The sequence below is a fragment of the Micromonospora sp. NBC_01392 genome (assembly GCF_045040125.1).
GTDB lineage: Bacteria > Actinomycetota > Actinomycetes > Mycobacteriales > Micromonosporaceae > Micromonospora.
Map to the genome: position 1 here is coordinate 5,447,110 of NZ_CP109549.1, position 25,888 is coordinate 5,472,997.

23 protein-coding genes and 1 pseudogene are annotated in these 25,888 nt (G+C 74.6%); all 24 read right to left on the reverse strand.

Annotation, left to right across the window (positions count from 1 at the left end; genetic code table 11):
- Nucleotides 1-75: 75 nt before the first annotated feature.
- Nucleotides 76-915, reverse strand: a pseudogene (locus OG767_RS23340) (DUF2567 domain-containing protein); the annotation flags it as partial.
- A 48-nt stretch (nt 916-963) separates the two neighbouring features.
- Nucleotides 964-2,550: an ATPase gene (locus OG767_RS23345; protein WP_405090516.1), complete on the reverse strand. Its 1,587-nt coding sequence runs from the start codon at nt 2,548-2,550 to the stop codon at nt 964-966.
- Nucleotides 2,551-2,691: 141 nt separating this feature from the next.
- Nucleotides 2,692-3,549, reverse strand: a complete 858-nt coding sequence (locus OG767_RS23350) for a hypothetical protein (protein WP_405090517.1) — start codon at nt 3,547-3,549, stop codon at nt 2,692-2,694.
- Nucleotides 3,550-3,551: 2 nt separating this feature from the next.
- The gene (locus OG767_RS23355) at nt 3,552-4,496 is read right to left on the reverse strand and encodes an RluA family pseudouridine synthase (RefSeq protein WP_107157595.1); all 945 of its coding nucleotides are present in this window, start codon (nt 4,494-4,496) and stop codon (nt 3,552-3,554) included.
- Nucleotides 4,493-5,104: a signal peptidase II gene (gene lspA, locus OG767_RS23360; RefSeq protein ID WP_405090518.1), complete on the reverse strand. Its 612-nt coding sequence runs from the start codon at nt 5,102-5,104 to the stop codon at nt 4,493-4,495. The genes OG767_RS23355 and lspA overlap by 4 nt, the downstream gene beginning before the upstream one ends.
- Before the next feature lie 70 nt (nt 5,105-5,174).
- Nucleotides 5,175-5,594 (reverse strand): TraR/DksA C4-type zinc finger protein, encoded by a 420-nt coding sequence (locus OG767_RS23365; protein WP_107157596.1) that lies wholly within the window; start codon nt 5,592-5,594, stop codon nt 5,175-5,177.
- Between the two features lie 220 nt (nt 5,595-5,814).
- Nucleotides 5,815-7,320, reverse strand: a complete 1,506-nt coding sequence (locus OG767_RS23370) for a potassium/proton antiporter (RefSeq protein WP_405090519.1) — start codon at nt 7,318-7,320, stop codon at nt 5,815-5,817.
- Nucleotides 7,321-7,342: 22 nt separating this feature from the next.
- Entirely contained in the window at nt 7,343-7,651 is a 309-nt protein-coding gene (locus OG767_RS23375; RefSeq protein WP_107157598.1) for a DUF167 domain-containing protein, read from the reverse strand.
- Nucleotides 7,652-7,653: 2 nt separating this feature from the next.
- Nucleotides 7,654-8,328 carry a hypothetical protein gene (locus OG767_RS23380; protein WP_405094284.1) on the reverse strand — a complete coding sequence of 225 codons (675 nt, stop codon included), beginning with the start codon at nt 8,326-8,328 and terminating at the stop codon, nt 7,654-7,656.
- Between the two features lie 301 nt (nt 8,329-8,629).
- Nucleotides 8,630-9,436, reverse strand: coding sequence for a DivIVA domain-containing protein (locus OG767_RS23385; protein WP_107157600.1), 807 nt, complete (start codon nt 9,434-9,436; stop codon nt 8,630-8,632).
- Nucleotides 9,437-9,477: 41 nt separating this feature from the next.
- Nucleotides 9,478-9,783, reverse strand: a complete 306-nt coding sequence (locus tag OG767_RS23390) for a YggT family protein (protein ID WP_091059628.1) — start codon at nt 9,781-9,783, stop codon at nt 9,478-9,480.
- A gap of 28 nt (nt 9,784-9,811) precedes the next feature.
- Nucleotides 9,812-10,510 (reverse strand): cell division protein SepF, encoded by a 699-nt coding sequence (locus OG767_RS23395; protein WP_405090520.1) that lies wholly within the window; start codon nt 10,508-10,510, stop codon nt 9,812-9,814.
- 195 nt (nt 10,511-10,705) lie between these two features.
- Nucleotides 10,706-11,452, reverse strand: a complete 747-nt coding sequence (locus OG767_RS23400) for a YggS family pyridoxal phosphate-dependent enzyme (protein ID WP_405090521.1) — start codon at nt 11,450-11,452, stop codon at nt 10,706-10,708.
- 9 nt (nt 11,453-11,461) lie between these two features.
- Nucleotides 11,462-12,577, reverse strand: coding sequence for a cell division protein FtsZ (gene ftsZ, locus OG767_RS23405; protein WP_107157603.1), 1,116 nt, complete (start codon nt 12,575-12,577; stop codon nt 11,462-11,464).
- Between the two features lie 217 nt (nt 12,578-12,794).
- Nucleotides 12,795-13,613: a cell division protein FtsQ/DivIB gene (locus OG767_RS23410; RefSeq protein ID WP_405090522.1), complete on the reverse strand. Its 819-nt coding sequence runs from the start codon at nt 13,611-13,613 to the stop codon at nt 12,795-12,797.
- Complete coding sequence (gene murC, locus OG767_RS23415; protein WP_405090523.1) at nt 13,610-15,091, reverse strand: UDP-N-acetylmuramate--L-alanine ligase; 1,482 nt, start codon at nt 15,089-15,091, stop codon at nt 13,610-13,612. The genes OG767_RS23410 and murC overlap by 4 nt, the downstream gene beginning before the upstream one ends.
- A 31-nt stretch (nt 15,092-15,122) precedes the next feature.
- Nucleotides 15,123-16,229 (reverse strand): undecaprenyldiphospho-muramoylpentapeptide beta-N-acetylglucosaminyltransferase, encoded by a 1,107-nt coding sequence (gene murG / locus OG767_RS23420; protein ID WP_405090524.1) that lies wholly within the window; start codon nt 16,227-16,229, stop codon nt 15,123-15,125.
- Complete coding sequence (locus tag OG767_RS23425; RefSeq protein WP_405094285.1) at nt 16,229-17,644, reverse strand: FtsW/RodA/SpoVE family cell cycle protein; 1,416 nt, start codon at nt 17,642-17,644, stop codon at nt 16,229-16,231. The genes murG and OG767_RS23425 overlap by 1 nt, the downstream gene beginning before the upstream one ends.
- Before the next feature lie 235 nt (nt 17,645-17,879).
- Nucleotides 17,880-19,007: a phospho-N-acetylmuramoyl-pentapeptide-transferase gene (mraY, locus tag OG767_RS23430; protein WP_405090525.1), complete on the reverse strand. Its 1,128-nt coding sequence runs from the start codon at nt 19,005-19,007 to the stop codon at nt 17,880-17,882.
- Entirely contained in the window at nt 19,004-20,413 is a 1,410-nt protein-coding gene (gene murF, locus OG767_RS23435; protein WP_405090526.1) for a UDP-N-acetylmuramoyl-tripeptide--D-alanyl-D-alanine ligase, read from the reverse strand. The genes mraY and murF overlap by 4 nt, the downstream gene beginning before the upstream one ends.
- Nucleotides 20,410-21,972 (reverse strand): UDP-N-acetylmuramoyl-L-alanyl-D-glutamate--2,6-diaminopimelate ligase, encoded by a 1,563-nt coding sequence (locus OG767_RS23440; protein ID WP_405090527.1) that lies wholly within the window; start codon nt 21,970-21,972, stop codon nt 20,410-20,412. The genes murF and OG767_RS23440 overlap by 4 nt, the downstream gene beginning before the upstream one ends.
- 52 nt (nt 21,973-22,024) lie before the next feature.
- Nucleotides 22,025-24,232 (reverse strand): peptidoglycan D,D-transpeptidase FtsI family protein, encoded by a 2,208-nt coding sequence (locus OG767_RS23445; RefSeq protein WP_405090528.1) that lies wholly within the window; start codon nt 24,230-24,232, stop codon nt 22,025-22,027.
- Nucleotides 24,233-24,235: 3 nt separating this feature from the next.
- Complete coding sequence (locus tag OG767_RS23450) at nt 24,236-24,820, reverse strand: hypothetical protein (protein WP_405090529.1); 585 nt, start codon at nt 24,818-24,820, stop codon at nt 24,236-24,238.
- Nucleotides 24,817-25,875 (reverse strand): 16S rRNA (cytosine(1402)-N(4))-methyltransferase RsmH, encoded by a 1,059-nt coding sequence (gene rsmH / locus OG767_RS23455; protein WP_107162627.1) that lies wholly within the window; start codon nt 25,873-25,875, stop codon nt 24,817-24,819. Before rsmH ends, OG767_RS23450 begins: the two co-directional genes overlap by 4 nt.
- Between the last annotated feature and the right edge of the window lie 13 nt (nt 25,876-25,888).

Below are 25,888 nucleotides of genomic sequence, written 5' to 3' on the forward strand. Positions count from 1 at the left end.
AGGCGGGGCCGGCCAACCGCCGTCCGGGCCCGACGCCGCCGGCCACGCACCGTCCGGGCCCGACGCCGTCGGCCACCCGCCGTCCGGGCCCGACGCCGCCGGCCACCCGCCGTCCGGGCCCGACGCCGCCGGCCACCCGCCGTCCGGGCCGGGCGGGGCCGGCCACGCACCGGGCTCCGGTTCGGGGCGCAGCGACGGCCATCGCGACCAGCCGGCAAGCAGCGTGTACGTGACGGCCGCGCCGAACGCCGCGAGCAGCAGGTTGCCGTGCGGCAGGGGCAGCGGACCGAACCAGTCGACCCCGCCGGCGCGCAGGTCGGCCGGCTTGGTGAAGTCGGTGCCCGGTGGCGCGGTGTCCAGCAGCCGCTGGAAGGTGCCCAGCCCGATCCGCCGGCCCACCTGCCAGGCCACCACCGCCGCGCCGAGGCCGCCCAGCGTCGCCGCGAGCAGGCCGACCGGGCCGCGCCGGCGGCGCAGCAGCACCCACAGCGCGATGGCGGAGAGGACCCCGAAGCCGAGCGCGAGGAGGCTGAACCAGCCGTCGGCCGCGATCGGTTGCTCCGGCTGCGGGACCGCGTACACCGCGCCGTCCGGCGTCTGCCGCACCGGCGTGCCCGGCGCGGCCCACGCCCACAGCAGACCCAGCGGCACACCGAGCGCGGTGAGCAGCGCCGCCACGCCGAGGACCGTCGCCACCGGCCGTCCGCCGTCGCGGCGCGGGTCGGACATCGCGCCGGGCAGCTCCCGGACGACGTCCGGATGGCCGGCGAGCGGGGCCGCGCCGGGCGCGGTGACCGGGGTGCCGGCGGGCACCGGAAGGCCACCGGGCCAGCCGGACGGCTGCTCGGCGGGCGGCTGCTCCGCGGCGCCGGGACGGTCGGCGGTCCGCTCGGGATCAGGGGTGTCCGGGCTCACCCGGTGATCCTCTCAGGCCCGGGCACGGCGTGGGGCGGTGGTCGGCGCTCAGCGCGCGAACGGCTCCACCATCACCGCCGCCGCCTTGAGCCAGGCGTGCCGGGTCTCGGCCTGGAGCTGGTGGTACTCGATCGAGGAGCCGGTCTCCAGCGCCGGGTCGTAGGGCACCACGGTGACCGCCCGGGTACGGGTGGCGAAGTGCCGTTCCAGGTCGTCCTGGAGCGAGGTGCGCCCCGGCGTCGGGCAGGAAATCAACGTGACCGCGTTGTCGGCCAGCTCGCCCATGCCCACCTCGTGCAGCAGGTCGAGCATCCAGTCCGCGCTGAAGGCGGCGTCCTCACGCGGCACGGTGGTCACCACGAGCTGGTCGGCGGCCTGCATGACGGTGCGCCAGTTCGGGCTCTCCACGTTGTTGCCGGTGTCCACGCAGACCACCTCGTGGGTGCGGCGCAGCAGCTCCAGCACCCGCTTGACGGTGAACTGGTCGAGTCGCTGGGCGAAGCGCGGGCTCTCCTCGCCGGCCAGCACGTCGTACGAGCCGTCGGCGGCGTGCCGCAGGTAGTCGTCGAGGTGGGACAGCAGGGTGTCGCCGTCGAGGATCTCGATCTGCGCGAGGTCGTGGACCAGGTGGCGGATGGTGCGGGCGTGTCGGGCGCTGCCGGCGCGCAGGCCCAGCGTGCCCCGCAGCTCGTTGTCGTCCCAGGCGAGCACGCCGCGCCCGCGCACGCTGCCCACGGTGGCGGCGGCGAGCACGGTGGCGGTGGTCTTGTGCACCCCGCCCTTGGGGTTGGCGAACGCGAGCACCCGGGGGGTGCCCAGCTCGCGGCGGAGCACGCCGGTGGCCCGTTCCAGCTCGGCGTCGGGCGCCGGGGCGCGCCACCGCGCCGGGGCCGCCTCGATCCGGCCCGGCCGTGCCTCGACCGGCCGGCGCGGGGTGGGCACGACGGGTGGTTCCGGCGTCGGCGGGATGCCGGGCCGGTACCGGCCGCGGTCCAGCAACGCGTAACGGGACTCGGCGGGCGGCGGTGCGGGACGGTAGCCGCCGTCGAGCAGGGAGTATCGCGACTCGACGGGCGCCTCGGCCCGCCCGCGCGGCTCCGCCTCGGCCCGCCAGGACGGCTCGGCCGGCGGCTCCGCGGGGTACGACGGCTCGGGTCGCCAGGACGGCTCCGCGCGCGGCTCGACCGGGGACTCCGTGGCGTAGGACGGGTCGACGCGCCAGGACGGTTCGCGCGGTTCCGGGGTGTAGGACGGCTCGGCCCGCCAGGACGGCTCGGCCAGCGGCTCCGGATCGGTGCGGTACGCCGGTTCCGCCCGGTACGCCGGCTCGCCGTCGAGGCGCGGGTCGGCGCGGAAGGCCGGGTCCACCCGGAACGTGGCCTCGGCCCGGTAGCCGGGCTCGGCACCGTACGACCCGTCGGCGGCGCGACCGACGGCGGCGGCGCGGCCGGTCCAGCCGGTGCCCGCGCCACGGCGCGGCAGCGCTTCGGGGGGCGGCGGCACGGATTCCTCGGCGTGCCGGTCGGCGTCGGCGTGCTCCGCGCCGCGACCGCCGAGCCGGGCCCGGTCGAGCAGCGCCCGCCACCGCGGTGCCGGCTCACCCTGCCGACCCCAGCCGGTCTCGCTGCCGTCCAAGGATTCGCCCTCCCCCAGCCCATCGATCTGACGCCTGACAGGCTACGAACGAAACCCTATTCGGACCACTCCCCGCGCCGCACATCGCCCGGTGGCTCTGCTCACCGTGACACCCGGCGGAGCGGCGCGCATCCGGGCGTCTCAGGAGGTGGGAGTGGGATTGGCCGGAGCGGAGCCGGGGACCGGCGACCGACCGGCCGGTGAAGGTCCGCTCACTGTCGGTGCGGCTTCCGACGAATCGCCCATTCCGCCGTCCCCGGGCGGGCCGGTGTCGGCCGGTGGCCGGGCCACGTCCCGCTGCTCGGGCAGCGGCGGGGTGAACACGGTCCGGTCCAACCGGGTCACCTCCGGCGCCGGATCCACCACCCGTACGCCGGGACGGTCGGCGAGCACGCGCAGCGCGTCCGGCGCGGCCCGGACCACCGCGGCGTAGACACAGGCGCACCCGGCCCGGTAGCCGGCCGCCTCCCGGGCCGCGACCGCCGCGCCGGTGTCGTACTCCCGACGGAGCCCGGGATCGGCGGTGGCCGCCGGGGCGGCGGCGCGGGCCCGGTAGTCGGCGGCCTCCCGGTCCTTGCGTGCGGCGACCCCGGCCATCCCGCCGACCACGTCGTCGGGCAGCCGCAGCGCGGCGATCCGGACGATCTCGGTCTGCCGGCCGGGCAGCGGCACGCGCGCGATCACCGCCGAGACCGGCGTCCCGGCCAACGTGGTCGCCACCCGGGCCGGCGTCAGGTAGGCGGAGAACGTGACGAGCGCCCAGCCGTCCGGCGCGTCCAGCCGGGCCAGCTCCGCGCCGGCGGCCCGCTGGTACGCCGGAACGGAACCGCCGGCGGCCACCCCGACGCGGGTCACCTCGCCGACCGTGCGGTCACCGACCGGCCGGTCCCGCCGCTGCGCGACGGCCACCACCAGCACCAGCAGCGCGCAGCCGAGCGCGAGCCAGGTGAGCGCGGCGGCACGCGCGCGGCGCGGCGGCGCGGTGTCGTCGTCGTCCACGGTCAGTCGCGCAGGATCTCCAGCGCCCGGGCCAGGTCGTCCGGGTAGTCGCTGACAAACGTGACCTCGTCGCCGGTGCGCGGGTGCCGGAAACTCAGCGAGCGGGCGTGCAGCCACTGCCGGGACAGCTTGAGCCGGCCCGACAGGGTCGGGTCCGCGCCGTAGGTCAGGTCGCCCACACAGGGGTGCCGCAGGGTGGAGAAGTGCACCCGGATCTGGTGCGTACGCCCCGTCTCCAGCCGCACGTCGAGCAGGCTGGCCGAGGGGAACGCCTCCAGCGTGTCGTAGTGCGTGATGCTCGGCTTGCCGCCGGAGACCACCGCCCACCGGTAGTCGTGGTGCGGGTGCCTGTCGATCGGCGCGTCGATGGTGCCGCGCAGCGGGTCCGGGTGGCCCTGCACCACGGCGTGGTAGCGCTTCTCCACCTCGCGCTCCTTGAAGGCGCGCTTCAACGCGGTGTAGGCCAGCTCGCTCTTGGCCACCGCCATGATCCCGGTGGTGCCCACGTCGAGCCGGTGCACCACGCCCTGCCGTTCGGCGGCGCCGCTGGTGGAGATGCGGTGGCCGATGCCGGCCAGCCCGCCGATCACGGTCGGGCCGGTCCAGCCGGGGCTCGGGTGCGCGGCCACCCCGACCGGCTTGTCGACCACCACGATGTCGTCGTCGGCGTAGACCACGGTCAGGCCGGGCACCGCCTGCGGCACCACGGTCGGCGGGGCGACCGGCGCGGGCAGCGTGACCTCCAGCCAGGCGCCGGCCTTCACCTTGTGCGAGTTGGCCCGGGCCACGCCGTCGACGAGCGCGTCCCCGGCGTCCACGAGCGCCGCCGCGGCGGTGCGGGACAGCCCGAACAGCCGGGACACGGCCTGGTCCAGCCGCATGCCGTCGAGCCCGTCCGGGACCGGCAGGGAACGGTGGTCGCCACCGGTGGCGTACGCGGCGGTCACGCGCGCTCCTTCTCGTCGGCCCGGGCGGCGTCGTCGGTGGTGGGTTTCGCGCCGGCCCGGGAGCCGTCGCGCTGCCGGCCGGTCAGCTCCAGGAAGACCGCCAGCACCACGCCGCAGACCAGCGAGCTGTCGGCCAGGTTGAACACCGGGTAGTGCTCGCCGTACGGGCCGAACAGGCTGATCATGTCGACCACGTGGCCGACGAAGTGCCCCGGCGCCCGGAAGATCCGGTCGGTGAGGTTGCCCAGCGCCCCGCCCAGCACCAGGCCCAGCGACACCGCCCACGGCAGGGAGCGCAGCCGCAGCGCCATCCAGCCGATCCACCCGATCACCGCGAACGTGATCAGCGGAAAGATCCAGGTGTGGTCCGCGCCGATGCTCCAGGCGGCCCCGCTGTTGCGGGTGAGGGTGAAGTAGACGGCGCCGCCGAGCACCGACAGCGGCTCCTCCCGGCCGGGCAGCTCGCTGAGCGCGAGCTGCTTCGTGCCCAGGTCCGCAAGAAGCGAGAAGAGGGCGACGCCGAGCAGCAGGCCGACCGCCGCGCGGCGGGGCGCGGCGCCGGCCCCCGACTCGGTGGTGCCGGGCCCGGCGGGCGGTGCTGCGGTCATCTGCTCCCCATCGACGTTCGCGACGGTGGCGGTCACCGTCTGCGGTTCGGCCGCCGGGGAGCGGACGACGTCAGCGCCGCTCCGCCAGCTGCTTGCAGCTCACGCAGAGGGTGGCCGACGGGAACGCGGCGAGCCGCTCCACCGGGATCGGGTTGCCGCACCGCTCGCACCAGCCGTAGCCACCCTCGTCGAGCCGCTCCAACGCGCGCTCGACCTGCGTGATCCGCTCCTTGATGCTGTTGGCGAGAGAGATCTCCTGCTCACGCTCGAACGTCTTGGTGCCGGTGTCGGCCTGGTCGTCCCCGGCCGAGTCGGTCAGCCGGTCGCGCTGCAGCTCGGTGATCTCGCTCAGCGTCTGATCGTACTCGGCGTTGAGCTCGTCCCGCCGCGCCGCCAGCGCGGCCCGGATCTTCTCGGTCTCCGCCGCGCTGCGGGTGGCCTTCGCCACCGGCTTGCGACCGGCGGTCCTGGTGTCGGCTGGCTTCGCCATCGTCAGCTCCCTCAGCCGCAGTGGCGCGGCGGTCAGCGGTACGTGGGCAGGGGGCACCGGCGCGTCCCCCGCGAACGGAACGGGGCACACGGCGCCCCGCCGTGCACTCCGGAGGTTGGCAAGAATACGGAACGTACAGGCGTCCGACAACGTGCCGCACCGTCGCTCCGGGTTTCCGCCCCGAAGTGCCAACTATCGGGGCAAAAGGAACGCTAGCAGATCAGCCGGTCCGGTCCTCGCCGTACTCCCCAAACCACCGGGCCAGGCGACCGCGACGACTGACCGCCCGCAACCGCCGCTCCGCGGCGTCCCGCACCCCCGCGGTGGCCACGATGAGCAGGCTGTCCCCCACCTTCAGCCGGGTGTCCGGGCCGGGCACGAACCCGACCCCGTCGCGCAGCACCAGCGTGACCGCCGCGCCCACCGGCAGCCGCAGCTCGTCCACGTGCACCCCGCCCAGCCGGGAGCCGGGCGGCACCTCCAGCTGGAGCAGGTCGGCCCGCATCCGCTCCAACGGCGCGGTCTCCAGCAGGATCTCGCTCGCCTCCGCCGGCGCGGTCACCCCCAACCGGCGGGCGGCCGGAGCGAGCGTGCCGGCCTGGAGCAGCGTGAAGATCACCACCAGCACGAAGACCGCGTCGAAGAGCCGGTCCGCGCCCGGCACCCGCAGCGAGAGCGGGATGGTGGCCAGCACGATCGGCACCGCGCCGCGCAGCCCGGCCCAGGAGAGGAAGAGCTGCTCGCGCCGGGAGACCCGGAACGGCAGCGCGGAGACCGCCACCGACAACGGCCGGGCGAACAACAGCAGGGCCAGTCCGGTGATCACGGCCGGCAGCACCGCCGCGTCCAGCCGGGTCGGCGAGACCAGCAGCCCCAGCAGCACGAACAGGCCGATCTGGGCCAGCCAGGCCAGCCCGTCGGCGAACCCGAGGATGGCCTGCCGGTGCGGCAGGTTCGAATTGCCGAGCAGCACCCCGGCCACGTAGACGGCGAGGAAGCCCGAGGCGTGCAGCACCGAACCGGCCGCGTACGCCAGCACGGTGAAGCCCACCACCGCGATCGGGTAGAGGCCGGCCGAGGGCAGCGCGGCGCGACGCAGCGCGTACCGCCCGGCCAGGCCCGCGCCCACGCCGACCGCCGCGCCGGCGCCCAACTCGTACCCGAGCAGCAGCACCTCGTACCACCAGGGGTGGGCCGCCGCCACACCGGCCCGGGACAGCAGCAGCACCAGCAGGACCACCGGCGCGTCGTTCATCCCGGACTCGGCCTCCAGCGTGGCCACCAGCCGGGGCGGCAGGCGCAGCCGGCGCAGCGTGGCGAAGACCGCCGCGGCGTCGGTGGAGGAGAGCACCGCGCCGTAGAGCAGGGCCAGCCGCCAGTCCAGGCCGAGCAGCAGGTGCACCACCACGCCGACGACCACGATGCTGACCACCACGCCGACCGTGGAGAGCACGGCCGCCAGGCCGAGCACCGGTCGCAGCGTGCTCCACCGGGCGCTCAGGCCACCCTCCGCGATGATCACGATGAGCGCGCAGAAGCCCAGTACCCGGGTCAGCTCGACGTCGTCGAAGCGGATGCCCAGGCCGGCCTCGCCGATGAGCACGCCGAGCGCCAGGTAGACCAGGAGGCTGGGTACGCCGAGCCGGGTGGAGAAGCGCACCGCGCCCACCGCGACCAGCAGCACGGCGGCGCCCACCAGCAGCGCGAGGTTCAGCCCCGGCGTCATCGCGTACCGGCCCGCCGGACCCTCATTCCGCGCTGCCGTCGCGCAGCCGACGCAGCACCTCGGGCAGGCGGTCGGCCGGGCGCTCGACCAGGAAGAGCTTGTCCCGGCTGGCTGCGCCGGACCGCAGCGACACCACCGCCGGCCGGACGCCGAGCGCGTCGGCCAGCGCGCGCCGGGCCGCCTCGGTGGCCCGGCCGTCCACCGCCGGCGCGTGCACGGCGACGACCAGGGCCGGGCCGTACGGCCCGTCGAACCGGCCGCCCACCCGGGCCCGGGCCGCGCCGGGCTTCACGCGCACCGCGACGGTGAGCGGGGCGTCCGCGGTCGTCATGGTCAGCGTGGCCGGGCGTCGGTGAGCAGCGTGGTGGCGGCGGCGCAGTACGCGCACGGCGTGAAGCCGAGCCCGACCGCCTCGGCGACCGGCAACGACTCGGCCGGCCGGCCCACCAGGTGGGGACAGTCGGCCAGGTGGAAGCGGGGATGGCCGTCGACCACCCGGACCTCGTCGGGCAGTCGCACCAGCCGGGCGACCTCCCCGGCGGAGAGGAACTCGGCCGACGGATCGCCGGCGAGCGGCCCGCCCGGGGCGGGCGAGGTGGGCGTCGGCTCGGCCTCCGACTCGACCGGCGAGTAGGCCACGAACGGCGCGGCATCCGGCCCCTTCGGCGACGAGTGGGCGCCGGACGACGGGACGTCCGACCCCATCGGCGAGGAATAGTCGCCGGACGACGGGGCGTCCGGGGCGTCCGGCCCGTCCGACGGCGGGAACCCGCGGGCGTCCGGCTCGTCCGGCGGTGAGTAGGCGCGGGCGTCCGGCCCGTCCGACGGCGGGAACCCGCGGGCGTCCGGCCCGTCCGACGGAAAGTAGACGCGGGCGTCCGGTTCGCCCGACGGCGAGTAGGCGCGGGCGTCCGGCGTGTAGGGCTCGGCCACCGGCGGCCCGGGCGGTTGCCGCCACCCGGGTCCACCGGCACCGACCGTGGATGTGTGATGCGGGACCGGGCTCACCGGCTCGTCCGGGGACGGGCCGGCGGGAACGGTCCGGGAACGCGGGCCGGCCTCCCGGCCCGCCGCGGCCCGGGCCGCGGCCGCCTGGCGGGCGAACACGACGAAGGCGACGGCGGACAGCAGGCTGGCCGCGATCGAGACGATCAGCAGCGAGCTGGACCCACCGGCCAGCCCGACCACCAGCAGCACGACCGCGACGAGGATGAGCAGGACGCTGGCGGCTATCACGGCTCACCCCCGGCCGCGTCGTGTCGGACTGGTGCCGTCGGTGGCCGCCACGGGGACGGCCACCGACGTGGGATCAGCGGCCGGACTCGAGCGAGCCGGCGCCGCGGCCCCCGCCGAAGGAGCCGGCGAGGCCGGCGGTGGCGAGGCCGTTGCTGCCGCCGACGGCACGGGTGCCCTCGCGGTTCATCTCGACCTCGATGCCCTGGCCACGACCGTCGAGGTCCCGCAGCTGGCTCTCCAGGTACGCCTTGAGGCGCGTGCGGTACTCACGCTCGAACTGCTTGAGCTCCTCGATGTGCTTCGACAGCGCGGTGCGCTTGGCGTCCAGGCCGCCCATGGCCTCCTGGTGCCGCTGGCGGGCGTCCCGCTCCAGGGCGTCGGCCTTGGCCCGCGCCTCGCGGGTGACCTCCTCGGCCTTGGACCGGGCCTCGGAGAGCAGGCTGTCGGCCTCGCGCCGGGCGTCGGAGACGTGGTCGTCGGCGGTGCGCTGGGCCATCATCAGCACCCGCAGCGCCTGCTGCTCGCCGTCCCCGGTCACGCCCACCGGGCTGCCCTGGGTGCGGACCTGCTCCAGCTCGGCCTGCATCGCGCGGGCCGCCTGCTCGGCGGCCGCCTTGTCGCGCTGCACGCGGTCGAGCTGGGCCTTGACGTCGTTGAGCTCCGCCGCGAGCCGGGCGTCGCCGCCGGGGCCGGCGGGTGCGCCACCCCGACCGCCGCGCTCCACCTGGGCGCGCAGCTCGTTGTTCTCCTCGATCAGACGGGCCAGCTCACGCTCGACCTCGTCCAGGAAGGCGTCGACCTCCTCCTCGTCGTACCCCCGCTTGCCGATCGGCGGCTTTTTGAAGGCGACGTTGTGGACGTCGGCCGGGGTCAGCGGCATCGAAACTCCTCGGGTCAGTTGCGGCCGCGAAAGCGCTCTGGTCAGGCGAACGCCACGATCAGGCGCTGTAACACGAACTCCATCAGCACGAACAGGATAACCAGGAGCACAAGGGAGGCCAGGTCGATGCTCACGGTACCAATTCGCAGTGGTGGGATCACACGCCTCAACGCTCGCAGGGGCGGATCAGTGACGCTCCACACGACTTCCAGTCCCGCCGATGCCCCCCGACCGGGTTGCCAGCGACGGCCGTAGGCGAGCACGGCCCCGAGGACAAATCGAGCCAACAGGACAAGCAGGAAGAAATACAGCAGCAGGTAGAGCACCTGGAACAGGATCGACAACACAGCAGGCGACGTCCCTCGGTCGTGCGGGCTAGCTCAGGCTGAAAAAGCCGCCCTCAGCGATCTTGGCCTTGTCCTCCGCGGTGACCTGGACATTGGCCGGTGAGAGCAGGAACACCCGGTTGGTCACGCGCTCGATCGTACCGCGCAGGCCGAACGCGAGCCCGGCGGCGAAGTCGACCAGTCGGCGGGCGTCCGCCTCGTCCATCTCGGTGAGATTGATGATCACGGGAACGCCGTCCCGGAAGTGCTCGCCGATGGTCCGCGCCTCGCGGTAGGTGGTCGGGTGCAGCGTGGTGATCTGGTAACGCTGCTCGTCCTCCGGGACCACCGTCCGCTCGCGCGGCGGGGCCTGCGGCGCCAGGGCCAGATTGTCCCGGGTGTGGTACGACAACGCGCCGGAACCCTCGCCGGCGGAGGACCGGGTGATGGACCGGACACTGGCCCGCTCGGAACGCTCGGCCCGCTCACCCTCGGAGCGGTCGGTGTCGACCGCGCGGCTGGTGGCGCGCTCGGTCAACCGGCCCCGGTCACCGGCCCGGGTCCGGGGCGCCGGCGGCTCCTCCGACTCCTCGTCGTCCTCGTCGGCGAACTCCTCGGCGTACCGGCTCGACCGGTAGCGCGACGAGTCACGGTAGCCACCCTTGTCGTAGCCACCGTCCTCGTACGCCCGCTCGTCGTCCTCCTCGACGAGACCGAGCCAGACCCCCGCCTTGCGCAGTGCACCCATCCCCGCGCCCTTCCGTCCGCCATGCGGCACGCGCCCCCGTGCCGTGTCGCTTGATCACGAGTGGACGATCATGCCCACCGGACCGGACCGGCAATCCCCTGACGTGCGGTTCGCGGCCCGCCCGCCACGGCCCCCGGGCTTCGGGAGACGCCGTCCTGAACAACACTGATGTAATTTGCTTCCGTCCGGGCCAGGCTACCCCAGCGTGGGGCGCATTCCGAGCAACGCGCTGCCGACGCGGACATGTGTCGCGCCGTGGCCGATCGCGCTCTCCAGGTCGCCGCTCATCCCCGCCGACAGCACCGTCGCGCCCGGATGGTCGGCACGCAGCCGCGCCGCCACCTCGGCCAGCCGGGCGAACGCGCGGTCCGGCTCCCAGCCCAGCGGGGCCACCGCCATCAGGCCGGCCAGCCGCAGCCCGCCCGCCCCGGCCACCGCGGCGGCCACCGGGTCGAGGCCCCGCTCCGGGTCGGCGACGCCCGGCAGCGCGCCACCCCGGGCCGGGTCACCGTCCACACTCACCTGCACCAACACGTCCAGCGGGCGGTCCCGGGCACCGGTCGCGGCGGCGTCCAGGGCGACCGCCAGCCGCACGCTGTCCACCGACTGGACCACGTCGGCGTACCGGACCACCGAGCGGGCCTTGTTGCGCTGCAACTGCCCGATGAAGTGCCAGCGCGGCACCGCCCCGGCGTCGGCCACCGCCGCTGCCTTTCCGGCCGCCTCCTGGTCCCGGTTCTCCCCCACGTCCGTCACGCCGAGCCCGGCCAGCGCGACCACGTCGGCGGCCGGGTACGTCTTGGTCACCGCGACCAGGGTGACCTCGTCGGCGTGGCGGCCGGCCGCCACGCAGGCGTCGGCGATCCGGGCCCGGACCCGGGCCAGCCCGGCCGCGAGTTCGGCGCGACGCTCGGGTCGCACCGCGGTGGATGAATCCGTCATCGGCGGGGCTCAGGACCCGTTCTTGAGGAAGTCGGGCACGTCGACATCGTCGAAGAGCACCCGGCGGGACGGCTGCTGCGGCGCCGGCATGGTGGCCGGCGGGTTCGCCGGCGCGTTCGGCTGGGTGGGCGGGTTCTGGTTGCTCTTGCGCGGCGGGTCGACCGCCTTGTAGGCCGGGGTGCCACCGTCGAAGCCGGCCGCGATCACGGTCACCCGCACCTCGTCGCCGAGCGCGTCGTCGATCACCGCACCGAAGATGATGTTGGCGTCCGGGTGGGCCGCGTCGGTGACCAGCTGCGCCGCGTCGTTGATCTCGAACAGGCCGAGGTCCGAGCCGCCGGCGATGGAGAGCAGCACGCCCCGCGCGCCGTCCATGCTCTGCTCCAGCAGCGGGCTGGAGATGGCCGCCTCGGCCGCCTCGACCGCGCGGTTCTCGCCCCGCGCGCTGCCGATGCCCATGAGCGCGCTGCCCGCGCCGCTCATCACGCTCTTCACGTCGGCGAAGTCGAGGTTGATCAGGCCCGGCGTGGTGATCAGGTCGGTGATGCCCTGGACACCGGAGAGGAGGACCTGGTCCGCGGTGCGGAACGCGTCCATCATGGAGATGTTGCGGTCGCCGAGCGCGAGCAGCCGGTCGTTCGGGATCACGATGAGCGTGTCGCACTGGTTGCGCAGCTCCTCGATGCCCGCCTCGGCCTGCACCTGGCGGCGCTTGCCCTCGAACGAGAACGGCCGGGTGACCACACCGATGGTGAGCGCGCCGAGCTTGCGGGCGATGTTCGCCACCACCGGCGCGCCGCCGGTGCCGGTGCCGCCGCCCTCGCCGCAGGTGACGAACACCATGTCGGCGCCCTTGAGCACCTCTTCGATCTCGTCGCGGTGGTCCTCGGCGGCGTTCTTGCCGACGTCCGGGTTGGCGCCGGCGCCCAGCCCTCGGGTCAGTTCCCGGCCGACGTCGAGCTTGACGTCGGCGTCGCTCATCAGCAGCGCCTGCGCGTCGGTGTTGATCGCGATGAACTCGACGCCCTTGAGCCCAACCTCGATCATCCGGTTGACGGCGTTCACGCCGCCGCCCCCGATGCCGACGACCTTGATGACCGCCAGGTAGTTGTGCGGAGGTGTCATCTCCGGTCCTTTCCCTTCGAGATTGGCATGGGCCGACCCCACACGGCTTGGCCGGACCAGAGGAGAACCCTCACCCTCTACTAGAGGCTTAGAGTTATGTCAACCACTGATCTCTTCGGGGCAACGTATGCGCCGCCGCGCCAGGAGCCAAGGACCCTTTCCGGCGTGTCGCCGACCGAGCGACCGGTCACACACTGCCCGTTCGCTGAGTGACCGGTCACTGGAACGTGACCACGTCCGGCGCGCTGACGTCGATCCGGTCCGCCCGGCGCGGCAACAACGCGGTCGCCACCGCCGACTTGTCCGCGCTGCGCGCGGCGTCCCCCCAGAAGACCTGTCGGTCGTCGCGCAGCAGCAACGTGATCCGGGCCAGCCCGGCCACGTCCACCGTGACCAGCTCCGCGCGCAGCTTCTCCCCGAGCGCGGCGAGCACCGCCAGCCCGGCCCGGGTGCCCGGATCGTCCGGACCCGGCCGGGCCACCCGGACCAGCGGCAACCCGGCCGGGGCCCGGTCCAGGCGCTGGAAGACCACGCCGGCGGCGTCCACCACGGCGAAGCGTCCGCCCTGCGGCACCGCGGCCACCGGCACCCGCTCCTCGACCCGGATCACCAGCGTCGCCGGCCAGTCCCGCTCCACCGTGGCCCGGGCCACCGGCGGCAACGTGCCCACCCGGCGGGCCGTCGCGGCCAGATCCACCCGGGCCAACGGCGCGTCGTCCGGAACCGCCGCGGCGTCCCGGATCTCCACCGCCGTGACCAGCCGCGCGCCGACCACCCGCACCTCACGGACGCCGAACAGCCCGGTGCCGAGCACCGTCCAGGCGACAAGCGCGGCCAACGCGGCCACCGCCGCGGCCAACGCCCACGGCAACGCGGCGCGCATCCGCCGCTGCCGGGCCCGGGCCATGAACCGACGGGTGGACGGCGGCACGGCGTCCGCCCCGGCCCGGACCAGTTGCCAGCGCCGGACCGGGCTGCGCCGCCCCGCGCCACCGTCCTGGCCGGGCGTGCGGCCCCGGGCCGGGCCGGGACTCATCCGGCGGTGGCCGCCGCGCCGTCCGGACCGACGCCGGCGCGGAGCACCGTGGCGCCGCTGGCCCGGGCCAGCAGGGCGTCCAGCAACTGGTCACCCATCAGCGAGATCGGCGGCGCGCCCATGGTCACCACCACGTCGCCGGTCCGGGCCCGGCGGGCCACCTCGGCCGGCACGTCGTCCCACGCCTCGACGAAGACCTTCCGGTCCGCCGGCAGCGGCACCGCCTCGATCAGCGCGACCGACCCCTCACCGGGCTGGCGCGGCTCGCCGGGACCGAAGACCTCCAACAGCACCAACTCGTCGGCGATGCCGAGCGCGGCGGCGATCTCCGCCTGGAGGTCGCGGGTGCGGTACAGCCGGTAGGGCTGGAAGACCACGATCAGCCGGCCGTCGCCGGCCACCTCGCGCAGCGTCTGCAACGCCAGCGTCATCGAGGTGGGGTGGTAGGCGTACTCGTCGTAGACCAGCACGCCGTCCGCCACGCCCTTGCGCTCGAACCGCCGCCGCACGCCGGGGAACGCGCCGAGCGCGGCCTCCGCCGCCGCCACCGGCAGCTCCAGCAGGTACGCGGCGAGCACCGCGGCGGCGCTGTTGAGCGCCATGTGCCGGCCCGGCATCGGCAGCCGGATCTCGCCCAGCGACCGGCCCTCGACCTCGGCCAGGTAGCGCACGCCCTGCGCCGAGGAGACCACGTCGCTCATCCGCAGGTCGGCGTCGGCGGACTCGCCGTACGTCCACACCCGACGGCCCTCCGCCCGGAGCGTCTCGGCCAGCCGCCGGCCACCGGCGTCGTCGGCGCAGGTGACGACGAAGCCGTCCGGGTCGGTGAGCCGGGCGAACTCGGCGAACGCCGCCTCCAGGGTGGCCAGGTCGCCGTACGTGTTGAGGTGGTCCGCCTCGACGTTCGTGATGATCGACACGTACGGGCGGTAGATGAGGAAGGAGCGGTCGCTCTCGTCCGCCTCGACCACGAAGTGCTCGCCGGTGCCGTGGTGCGCGCCGGAGCCGACCTCGGAGATCTCCCCGCCGATGACGAAGGACGGATCGGCGCCGGCCTGCTGGAGCACCATGGTCACCATCGACGTGGTGGACGTCTTGCCGTGCGTGCCGGCCACCGCCACCGTGCGCCGACCGGTCATCGCCGCCGCCAGCGCCTCGGAGCGGTGCAGCACCCGCAGGCCCCGCCGACGCGCCTCGACCAGCTCCAGGTGGTCCTGCGGGATGGCCGAGGAGTAGACGACGGTGTCCACCCCGTCCAGGTTGGCCGCCTCGTGGGTGGAGTGGATCGTCCCGCCCAGCGCGCGCAGGCCGGCCAGCGACGGCCACTCCCGCAGCTCGCTGCCGGAGACCGGCAGGCCACGGGTGAGGAAGAGCCGGGCCAGCCCGGCCATCCCGACCCCGCCCACCCCGATCAGGTGGATGCGGCCCAGGTCCTCCGCGGTCATCGTGCCGGCGGGCGTGAACTGCGCGGTGTTCATGAGGGGTACCTTCCCGTCGCGACGGCCCGCATCAGCGGGAGACCGCCTCGTAGACGAAGTTCAGCAGCGCCACGTCGCCGTCGCGGCGACCGTAGCCGGCCGCGGCGTGGCTCATCGCGTGGAGGCGTCGCGGGTCCCGGATCAGCGGGATCACCGTGCGCTCCACCCAGGCCGGGGTCACCTCGGCGTCGTCGACGAGCAGCCCGCCGCCGGCCTCCACCACGGGCAGCGCGTTGCGCTTCTGCTCCTGGTTGCTGTGCGGGTAGGGCACGTAGACCGTGGGCAGGCCGATCGCGGCCACCTCGGCACAGGTCATCGCGCCGCCCCGGCCCAGCATCAGGTCGGCCGCCGCGTAACCCAGCTCCATCTCGGACAGGTACGGCAGCGTCACGTACGGCACCGGCAGGTCGCTGGGGACGGAGACCGGCTCGTTGCGGGCGCCGATCACGTGCAGCACCTGCACGCCGTTGCGGGCCAGCTCCTTCGCCGCGCCGGAGACGGCCAGGTTGATCGAGCGGGCGCCCTGCGAGCCGCCGGCCACGAAGAGCACCGGCAGGTCGGGCCGGAGCCCGAAGTGCGCGCGGGCGGCGTCCCGCAGCGCCGCCCGGTCCAGCCCGGCGATGCCGCGGCGCAGCGGCACCCCGACCACCCGCGCCTCGCGCAGCGCCTCGGACTGGGCCGGCTGGTGCGGGAAGCCCACCGCGACGTGCTTGGTGAACTTCATGCCCATCCGGTTCGCCACGCCCGGCGGCACGTTCACCTCGTGGATGACGATCGGCAGGTCGCGCCGCCACGCGGCCAGGTAACCGGGGACCGAGACGTACCCGCCGAAGCCGACCACCGCGTCGGCCCCCACCTCGTCGATCACCTTGCCCGCGGCGCGGGCCGCCTTCCACATCCGGTCCGGGGTGCGCACCAGGCTCATGTTGACCGAGCGGGGCAGCTGGTAGGCCGGGATCTGCCGCAGGTCGTAGCCGGCCGGCGGGATCAGCTCGTTCTCCAGCCCCTTCGGGGTGCCCAGGCAGGTGATCCGGACGCTCGGGTCGTGTCGGCGCAGGCAGTCGGCGAAGGCGAGCAGCGGGTAGATGTGCCCACCCGTGCCCCCTCCGCAGAGCACCACCGAACGCAGCGGACCCATCAGCGTCTCCTCTCGTTCGCCGCGCCGGCACGCGCCCGGTCGGACCGGGCGCCGCGGGTCGCGGCCTGATCGTCCTGCCGACGCTGTCGGGACCGGGGCACGGGCCCTCGGTCCGCCGGGGGCGGCGCCGGTCGGCGACGCCGGCCGGGAAGCGGCGGCAACGGGGCCCACACTAGTCGGACCCATCGGGCCGGCGGACGGGCGTTCAGGGCCCGGGCCGCGTCCGGCTCGGCGCGGGCGAAGGAGGCGAGCATGCCGATCGCGGCCAGCGTCACCACCAGCGCGCTGCCGCCGTCGGAGATGAACGGCAGCGGCACGCCGGTCAGCGGCAGCAGCCCGGTGACGCCGCCGATGTTGATGACGGCCTGGCCGACCAGCCAGGCGGTCACGCCGGCCGCGGCGAGCCGGCGGAACGGGTCCTCCACCCGGCGGGCGATGCGCATGCCGGTGTACGCCAGCACGGCGAAGAGCACCAGGATCACGGTGCAGCCCACCACGCCCAACTCCTCGGCGACGATGGCGAAGATGAAGTCGTTGTGTGCCTCGGGCAGCCAGTCCCACTTGAAGACGCTCTGGCCCAGGCCGACGCCGAACCAGCCGCCGTTGCCGATCGCGTACCGGGCCATGATGGGCTGGTAGCAGTTCTCCAGCTTCAGCTCGATGCAGGTCTGCGGATCGGGCGGGTCGAGCCACATGGTGAGCCGGCCCAGCCGGTAGTTCTCGGCGTCCCGGGAACCGGAGCCGGCGCCGAGCGAGGCGGCGGCGACCAGCAGGCCGATGCCGGCCAGGCCGATCGCGGAGAGCGCGGCGAAGACCCGGGTCCGGACGCCTGCTGCCCAGAGCAGGCCGACCACGAGCGCCAGCAGGCACAGCATGCTGCCCAGGTCGTTGTAACCGACCAGCACGAAGATCAGGCCGACCACCGGGAACAGCGGCGTGGCCAGCTCCCGCCACCAGCCCAGCGCGGCCCCCTTGCGGGCCAGCACGTGCGCCGCCCACAGCACCAGCGCGAACTTGGCCACCTCGGCCGGCTGAAGCGAGATCGGGCCGAGGGAGAGCGAGAGGAGTTCGCCCTTCAACGGCCCGATGGACGCCACCCCGAACAGTGATTCCAGCGCGACCAGCAGGTTGAGCAGGAGCAGCAGCGCCACCGCCACGCCGAGCGCGGGGCGGCTCACCGCCCGGAACGTGCGCGCGGGCAGCCGCTGGCAGGCCCAGAACGCGCCGACGCCGATCACCGCGAACACGGCCTGCTTGGTCAGCGAGGCGGCGGCGTCACCGCCCTCGGCGTAGTCCCGCACGCTGGTCGCGGAGAAGACCATGGTGAGGCCGATCAGCAGCAGCAGGCCGGCGCTGGAGAGCAGCAGGTAGTAGGAGGCCAGCGGCCGGGCCAGCAGGCCACGCAGCGCGGCCAGGCCGCCCGCCGGGTCCCAGCGCGCGCCGGCCGGCGGATCGCCCGGCGGCGTGGCCGCGGGCGCGCGGCGGGCCGGCGGTTCGGTGCTGACCTGGATGTCTCGTCCCTCCCCCACCCGCTCATCATGGCGGCTCGACCCGCCCGCCCGTGGCGCAACCCCACGGTCGGCGTGTCGGATCTGAAGGAGGGGCCCCCTTTTAACAGACGTCTGTTAAAAGGGGGCCCCTCCTTCACACCTAGCTCACCGCGGCGAGGAACTCGCTGTAGAACAGGCCCAGCGCGATGGCCACACCGATGCCGGCGATGATCCAGAACCGGACCACGATGTTGACCTCGCTCCAGCCGGCCAGCTCGAAGTGATGATGCAGCGGCGACATCCGGAACACCCGCTTGCCGGTGGTCCGGAACGAGATGATCTGGATCACCAAGGACATCGTGATGATCACGAAGAGGCCGCCCAGGATCGGCAGCAGCAGGATGGTCCGGGTGGACATCGCCATGCCGGCGATCAGGCCACCCAGCCCCAGCGCGCCGGTGTCGCCCATGAAGATCCGGGCCGGCGAGGTGTTCCACCAGAGGAAGCCCACGCAGGCGCCGGCCGCCGCGCCGGCGATCAGCGCGACCTCCAGCGGGTCGCGCACCGTGTAGCAGTACGCCTCGGTGTAGTTCGGGTCCGCGCACCAGTGCCGGTACTGCCAGAACGCGATCAGCGCGTACGCGGCGAGCACCATCACCGAGGCGCCGGTGGCCAGGCCGTCCAGGCCGTCGGTGAGGTTGACGCCGTTGGTCGCCGCCATCACCACCATGATGATCACGATGACCGCGCCGATCTTGCCGATCTCCAGCGCCGGGATGTCCCGGATGAAGCTCAGCGTGGTGCTGCCCACCGTCTCGGTGTTCGTCGCGTTGCCGCTGACGTCGGTCATGCTCGACGGGAAGTAGACCGCCACCGCGCCGAAGACCGCGCCGACCAGGATCTGCCCGGCCAGCTTGCCCCGCTTGTTCAGGCCGCCGCTGTGCCGCTTACGGACCTTCAGGAAGTCGTCGATGAAGCCGACCGCGCCGGAGAACACCATCAGCCCCAGCAGCACCAGCGCCGTGATGGTCGGCTCGACCTGCGCGATCTGCGCGTCCGGCAGCGTGGTCAGGGCCAGGTGCCCGGCGACGTACGCGATGACCGTGGCCAGGATGAAGACCACGCCGCCCATCGTCGGCGTGCCCTTCTTGCCCTCGTTGCTGGCGAGCCCGAGGTTCGATCGGATCGGCTGGCCGGCCTTGAGCCGGGCGAACACCTTGATCGCGATCGGGGTGCAGAACAGCGAGATCAGGAACGCGACCCCGATGGCGACGATGACCGCCCTCATGCGGCGCCGCCCTCCGTCGCCGTCTCCCGGGCGTCCGCGCGCAACGCGTCGGCCACGTCCCAGGTCCGGTACCGGGAGCCCTTCACCAGCACCACGTCGCCCGGACGCAGCTCGCTCCGCAGCACCTCGACGGCCGCCGCCTGATCGGTGAGCAGCACCGACTCTCCTCCCCAGTTGCCTACCGCTGTCGCGCCCTCGTGGATCGGCGCCGCCGGCTCGCCCACCACGAGCAGCCGGTCGATTCCCAGCTCGGCCGCGAGCCGGCCGACCTGCTGATGTCCCTCCCGTTCGAAGTCGCCCAGCTCGGCCATGTAGCCGAGCACCGCGACCGTACGCCCCTCGCCGCGCATGCTGGCCAACGCGCGCAGCGCCACGCCGGTGGAGGCCGGGTTGGCGTTGTACGAGTCGTCGATCACGACCACGCCGTCGGGGCGTTCGAACACGTCCATCCGCCGGGTGGAGACCAGGCCCAGCTCGCCCAGCGCCGCCGTCAGCTCGGTCAGCGGCAGGCCCAGCTCGCGGGCGACCGCCGCGGCGGCCAGCGAGTTCGACACCTGGTGCCGGCCGGTCAGCCCGAGCCGCACCGACGCGCTGCCCTCCGGGGTGACGAGGGTGTACGAGGGCCGTCCCCGGCCGTCGACCGTCACGTCGACCGCGCGCACGTCGGCGTGCGCCGACTCGCCGTACCGGACCACCCGGGCCACGGTCCGGGCCGCCATCGCGTCGACCCGCGGGTCGTCGGCGTTCAGCACCGCCAGCCCGTCGGCGGGCAGCGCCTCGACCAGCTCCCCCTTGGCCAGCGCGATGGCGTCCACCGAGCCGAACTCGCCCAGGTGCGCCACCCCGACGTTGAGCACCACCGAGATCCGCGGCGGCACCACGTCGCACAGGTAGCGGACGTGCCCGACGCCCCGGGCGCCCTTCTCCATCACCAGGTAGCGGGTCTCCGGCGTGGCCTGCAACGCCGTGTACGGGTGCCCCAGCTCGTTGTTGAACGAGCCGGGCGGCGCCACGGTAGGGCCGAGCCGGACCGCGAGCTGGGCGACCAGGTCCTTGGTGGTGGTCTTGCCGGACGAGCCGGTCAACCCGATCACGGTCAGTCCGGGCAGCCGGTCGACCACCGCGCGAGCCAGCCGGCCCATCGCGTCGAGCGCGTCGTCGACAAGCACCATCGGCACGCCCGGCAGCTCGCGGGAGCCGAGCACGGCGACCGCGCCGGCGTCCACCGCCCCGGCCGCGTAGTCGTGGCCGTCCACCCGCTCGCCGGGGAACGCCACGAAGAGCCCACCGGCGGTCACCTTGCGGGAGTCGAACTCCACCGTGCCGGTGACCCGGGCATCCGGGTCGGCCCCGGTCAGCCGGCCACCGACCGCGGCGGCCACCTCGGCCAGCGTCAGCGGGATCATCGGCCACCCACCAGGTCCCCGAAGCGGGCCCGCAGCGCCGCCGCCAGCTCCACCCGGTCGTCGAACGGCAGCACCTCGCCGCCGATCTCCTGGCCGCGCTCCTGCCCCTTGCCCAGCACCGCCACCACGTCACCCGGTTCGGCCACCCGGACCGCCTCCTCGATCGCCGCCCGCCGGCCGGGCACCTCGATGACGCGGGCCGGGGCGGCCGCCGCGTACGCGCCGGCCAGCACCTCGGCCCGGATGGTGGCCGGGTCCTCGGTCCGCGGGTTGTCGTCGGTCACCAGCACCACGTCGGCGCCCCTGGCGGCCACCTCGCCCATCACCGGCCGCTTGCCCCGGTCCCGGTCGCCGCCGGCGCCGAGCACGCAGACCAGCCGGCCACCGGTGAGCCCGCGCAGCGCCGTCAGCACCGCCTCGATCGCGTTCGCCTTGTGCGCGTAGTCGACCACGCCGCGCACCGGGGCGTCGCCGCTGACCAGTTCCAGTCGGCCGGGCACGCCGCCGCAGGCGGCCACGCCGCGCGCCGCGGTGTCCGGGTCGACGCCGGCCGCGACCAGCGTGGCGACGGCCAGCAGCGCGTTGGCCACGTTGTGCCGGCCGGGCAGCGCCACGCCGGTGGGCAGCGCCACCACGTCCGGGCCGTGCAGCGTGAAGTGTTGCGCGTACCCCTCGCCGGAGATCCGGTCGGCCCACCAGGTCGCGTCGCGGTCGCCGGCCGCGGAGTAGGTCACCGTGCCGGGCTTGTGGAGCGGGCGCAGCGCCGGGTCGTCGTGGTTGAGCACCTCGACCCGGCAGCGACCGTCGAAGAGTCGCGCCTTGGCGGCGAAGTAGTCCGCCTCGTCGGCGTGGAAGTCGAGGTGGTCGGAGCCGAAGTTGGTGTAGCCGCCGACGTCGAACCGGACGCCGCCGACCCGGCCCATCACGAGCGCGTGGCTGGACACCTCCATCACCACGGCGTCCACGCCGCGCTCCCGCGCCACGGCGAGCATGGCGTGCAGGTCGGTGGCCTCCGGGGTGGTCCGGACGCTGTCCACCACCAGGTCGCCGAGGCGGGTCTCCACGGTGCCGATCAGGCCGGTGACGTGCCCGGCGGCGCGCAGCCCGGACTCGATCAGGTAGCTGGTGGAGGTCTTGCCGGCGGTGCCGGTCACGCCGATCACGGTCAGCCCGGCGGTCGGGTCGCCGTAGATGGTGGCGGCGACCGTGCCGAGCACCCCGCGGGCGTCGTCGACGACCAGCACGGGCAGGCCGGCGTCGGCGGCCAGCGGCACGCCGGCCGGATCGGTCAGCACGGCCACCGCGCCGGCGGCGGCCGCGGCGGCGGTGAACTCCGCGCCGTGCCGGCGGGAGCCGGGCAGGGCGGCGTACAGGTCACCGGGGCGGACCTCGTGGCTGGCGTGGGTCACCCCGGTGACGGCCAACTCGGCGGCCCCCGGAGGCGGGACCACGGCCAGCAGGTCGGCGAGGTCGCCGAGCCGGACGGGGAGCACGGTGGCGGGACGTGGATTGCCGGGCACGGCGTCAGACCCTACCCGGTCGTCCGGTTCCGACCGCACAGCCGCCCCGGTGGTTCGTCGCCACCCACCGATGATGTCGCGCCCGGCCCGCTCAGCGCGGAAAGACCTCGAACTTCGGCGACTTGTCGGTCAGCGACGGCGGCACCCGGTAGTGCCGGAGCGTGAAGCCCATCATCTCCCGGAACGCCGGCGCGGCGACCGCGCCGCCCCCGCCGTCGGGGCTCCAGACGAAGACCGCCACCACGTAGCGCGGCTTCTCCGCCGGGGCCATCCCGATGAACGAGCCGACCTCGCCGGGCTGCTGCTTGCCGTTGTCGTAGCGCAGGCCGGTGCCGGTCTTACCGGCCACCCGGTAGCCCGGCACGGCGGCGGCCAGGCCGGTGGCCCGCCCGTCCGGGCCGTCGACAGTGGTGACCGCCTCCAGCATCCGGCGCAGCGCGGCGGCGTTGGCCGGGCTGAGCACCGAGCGGGACGCCGGGGCGGCGCCCGGCGTCCGCGTGCCGTCCGGCCCGATGGTCTCCTTGATCAGGTGCGGCTGCACGTACGTCCCGTTGTTGGCGACCGCGTTGTACGCGGCGGCCATCTGCAACGGCGTGGCGTCCACGCTGTGCCCGATCGGCACCGACCCGTACGCCGACCCGCTCCACTGGTCGGCCGGGAGGATCCGGCCCGGCGCCTCGCCCGGCAGGCCCTCACCGGTCGGCTGGCCCAGCCCGAACCGCTTCTGGTAGTCGATCAACCGGTCCTTGCCGAGCTTCTCGGCGATCTCGATGGTGCCCACGTTGGACGAGAACGCGAGCATGCCGGGGATGCTCATGGTGCGCCCGTCCGCCGGGTGGGTGTCGCGGAAGGGGACCCCACCCCGGACGATCGTGTTCGCCACCGGGAACGTGGTGTTCGGCGTGATCACGCCTTCCTGGAGCGCGGCGCCGTAGGTGATCGCCTTGTGGATCGAGCCCGGGTCCACCACGAAGCTGGTGGCCGCGTCGTCCCGGTCGGCCGGCGAGTTGACCTTCGCGGGGTCGGCCGCGTCGTAGGTGGGCTGGCTGGCCTGGGCCAGCACCTCACCGGTCGGGACGTCCATGATCACCGCGGCGGCGACGCTGCCCTTCACCTGGGCGACCTGCTTGGCCAGGATCCGCTGCGTCATGAACTGGAGGTCCCGGTCCAGGGTGAGCTGCAACGAGCTGCCCGGCCTCGGCTGGGTGGTCCGGCTGTAGCCGCCCGGGATGGGCGCGGCGAGGTCGCCCTGGCCCACCTCGTAGGTGCGCTTGCCGGCCTCGCCGCGCAACAGGTCGTCGTACTTCGCCTCCAGGCCCTCCAGGCCGATCATGTCCTGGCTGACGAAGCCGAGCAGGTTGGCGGCCAGGTCACCGCCGGGCACCTCGCGTCGCTCGTCGCGGTGCACGTTGATGCCGGGCAGGTCGAGCGCCATGATCTGCTTGGCGGTGCCGATCTCGACGCCCCGGGCCAGGTAGACGAACTGGAGGTCGGTGTCGGTGCCGGGCAGCTTGCTCGGCTTCATCTTGTCGGCCAGGTCGGAGGCCGGCGCGCCGAGCAGCGGGGACAACGCCCGCGCGGTGGCGAACCGGTCCTTGACCAGGGTCGGGTCGGCGAAGACGTAGCGCGCCTCCACGCTGTGTGCCAGCGGCTCGCCGGAACGGTCGAGGATGGCGCCGCGCGGGGCCGGCAACTCGACCACGGCGACCCGCTTGGGCAGGCCGCCGTCGGCGTACGCCGGGCTGTCCGCGGTCTGGAGGTAGACCAGCCGCACGCCGATGCTGGCGAACAGCGTCAGCGCCAGCACGGTGGCGAGCCGCAGCCGCCGGCGCGGGTCGCCCAGCCGGGGCGGGCGACGTGGCTTGCGGACCGGCCGGCGGGCCGCCGGCCGACGCGGGCCGGGCCGGCGGCGCGGCGGCGCGTCCTCCTCGTCGTCGAACGGCTCCCCGACCGGGCGGGCCGAGACGGTCCGCACCACGCCGGCGCGCCCACCGGCCGCCGTCGCCCGGCGACCGGCGCGGACGCCCTCGCCGGAGGCGGCCGGCTCCCGGCGGCCGGCCCGCCCGGCCCGGCCGCCGTCGAGCACCTGCAACGCCGGCCGGAACGGGTCACCGGACCGGGTGCTGCGGGGGGTACGCCGCTGTTCCGCGCCGCCCTCGCGGATGGTCCGGCCGCGCGGGGTGTACGCCCGCGCGTCGGAGATCCCGCCGACGCCCGGCTCACGCGGCTCGGCCCCACGCGACGAACCGCGCCGGGAGCCCGTAGGGTCCCGGCGCGGCTCGTCCGATCTCGGTGGCACCGCTCAGCCTCCGTTGCCCTGCTGGCCGACGCCGGTGGGCGCACCCTCGGCGGGGTGCGGCACACCGATCGTCCGCCCGTCCGGCAGCCGGATGTAGGCCGGGTCCGCCGACTCGACCAGGCCCAACTTGCGGGCGTTGGCGGTGAGGTTGCCCGGCGCCTTCTGCTCGGCGATCTCCTTCTTCAACTCCTGCTCGTCGACGTCGAGCTTGGCCTGCTGCTGCTGGAGCTTCTCCAGCCGGAAGGCGTTCTCGTTGATCTTGGTGTTGACCGCCAGGATGCCGAGCACCCCGCCGACCACCAGCACCAGGATCAGCCCGACGAAGGGCGCCCGCGGCACCCGGATCGGCGGCGGCGGGGCGACCCGCAGCCGCGGCGCCGTCGGCGTGGCGACCCGGGTGCGCTCGGCCGGCCGCAGCGCGGCGCTGCCCTCGGTCGGGTACTCGCGCGCCCCCCGGGCGCGGGTCCCCTCCCGACGGTCGGCCGCGGTCGTCGTGGTGTCTCGCATGGTGCGCGCCGTGGTCCGGCCCCCCGACCGCGGTGCGCGCTGCCCGACGGCCCCCCGGCCGTCGCGCTTCTCGACGTTCATGTCCCCTCCCCCTCCTCGTCCGTCCCGTTCCCCGGTTGGTGCATCGCCTTCACCCGGCGGCGGTACCGTTCGCGGTCGGTACGCCCCTGCCGGGTCGCCTCCGGGTCGAGCCGTTCCGCGGCCCGCAGCCGCACCGAGGCGGCCCGCGAGTTCGCGGCCACCTCGGCCTCCCCGGGCAGCTCCGCGCCCCGGCTCAGCAGCCGGAACGTCGGACCCGACCCGGGCAGTTCGACCGGGAGGTCGACCGGGCCCTTGCTGCGGACCCGGTCGGCGAGCGCCTGCTTGGTGAGCCGGTCCTCCAGCGAGTGGTAGGACAGGACCACCAGGCGGCCGCCCACGGTGAGCTTGTCCAGAGCGGCCGGCAGCGCCGTCTCCAGCGCCGCCAGTTCTCTGTTTACCTCGATCCGTAAAGCCTGAAACGTTCTCTTTGCCGGGTGTCCGCCGGTTCGTCGAGCCGGCGCCGGGATCGCGTCCCGCACCAGCTCGGCCAACCGCGCCGACGACGTGATCCGGGACCGCTCCCGCTCCCGGATGATCGCCGAGGCGACCTTCCCGGCGAACTTCTCCTCGCCGTACACCCGCAGCAGCCGGGCCAGATCCGGGTGGGAGTAGGTGTTGACCACCTCCTCGGCGGTCACCCCCCGGGTCTGGTCCATCCGCATGTCCAGCGGCGCGTCCTGCGCGTACGCGAACCCGCGGTCGGGCGCGTCGAGTTGCAGGGACGAGACGCCGAGATCGAACAGCGCGCTGTCGATCGCCGGGTAGCCGAGCCGGTCGAGCACCTCGGGCAGCTCGTCGTAGACGGCGTGCTCCAGGTGGATCCGGTCGGCGAACCGGGCCAGGCGGACCCGCGCGTGGGCGAGCGCCTCGGTGTCCCGGTCCAGGCCGATCAGGACCGTGTCCGGGTGTGCCGTGAGCACCGCCTCGGCGTGCCCGGCCAGGCCGAGCGTGGCGTCGACGTGGACGGTCCGGCCGGGGCGGTCCAGCGCGGGGGCCAGCAGCTCGAGACACCGCTCGAGCAGCACCGGCACGTGCGTGCCGCGAAGCTCCCCCATGTCGACCCCCACC

Bases quoted from the DNA above. Each gene is read 5' to 3' on its own strand.
- OG767_RS23395 (WP_405090520.1), bottom strand. From the start codon at position 10,510: ATGGGTGCACTGCGCAAGGCGGGGGTCTGGCTCGGTCTCGTCGAGGAG.
- lspA (WP_405090518.1), bottom strand. From the start codon at position 5,104: ATGACCGCAGCACCGCCCGCCGGGCCCGGCACCACCGAGTCGGGGGCC.
- OG767_RS23370 (WP_405090519.1), bottom strand. From the start codon at position 7,320: ATGACGCCGGGGCTGAACCTCGCGCTGCTGGTGGGCGCCGCCGTGCTG.
- OG767_RS23410 (WP_405090522.1), bottom strand. From the start codon at position 13,613: ATGAGTCCCGGCCCGGCCCGGGGCCGCACGCCCGGCCAGGACGGTGGC.
- OG767_RS23450 (WP_405090529.1), bottom strand. From the start codon at position 24,820: ATGAACGTCGAGAAGCGCGACGGCCGGGGGGCCGTCGGGCAGCGCGCA.
- mraY (WP_405090525.1), bottom strand. From the start codon at position 19,007: ATGAGGGCGGTCATCGTCGCCATCGGGGTCGCGTTCCTGATCTCGCTG.
- OG767_RS23365 (WP_107157596.1), bottom strand. From the start codon at position 5,594: ATGGCGAAGCCAGCCGACACCAGGACCGCCGGTCGCAAGCCGGTGGCG.
- OG767_RS23375 (WP_107157598.1), bottom strand. From the start codon at position 7,651: ATGACGACCGCGGACGCCCCGCTCACCGTCGCGGTGCGCGTGAAGCCC.
- ftsZ (WP_107157603.1), bottom strand. From the start codon at position 12,577: ATGACACCTCCGCACAACTACCTGGCGGTCATCAAGGTCGTCGGCATC.
- OG767_RS23400 (WP_405090521.1), bottom strand. From the start codon at position 11,452: ATGACGGATTCATCCACCGCGGTGCGACCCGAGCGTCGCGCCGAACTC.
- murF (WP_405090526.1), bottom strand. From the start codon at position 20,413: ATGATCCCGCTGACGCTGGCCGAGGTGGCCGCCGCGGTCGGTGGCCGG.
- rsmH (WP_107162627.1), bottom strand. From the start codon at position 25,875: ATGGGGGAGCTTCGCGGCACGCACGTGCCGGTGCTGCTCGAGCGGTGT.
- OG767_RS23385 (WP_107157600.1), bottom strand. From the start codon at position 9,436: ATGCCGCTGACCCCGGCCGACGTCCACAACGTCGCCTTCAAAAAGCCG.
- murC (WP_405090523.1), bottom strand. From the start codon at position 15,091: ATGAACACCGCGCAGTTCACGCCCGCCGGCACGATGACCGCGGAGGAC.
- murG (WP_405090524.1), bottom strand. From the start codon at position 16,229: ATGGGTCCGCTGCGTTCGGTGGTGCTCTGCGGAGGGGGCACGGGTGGG.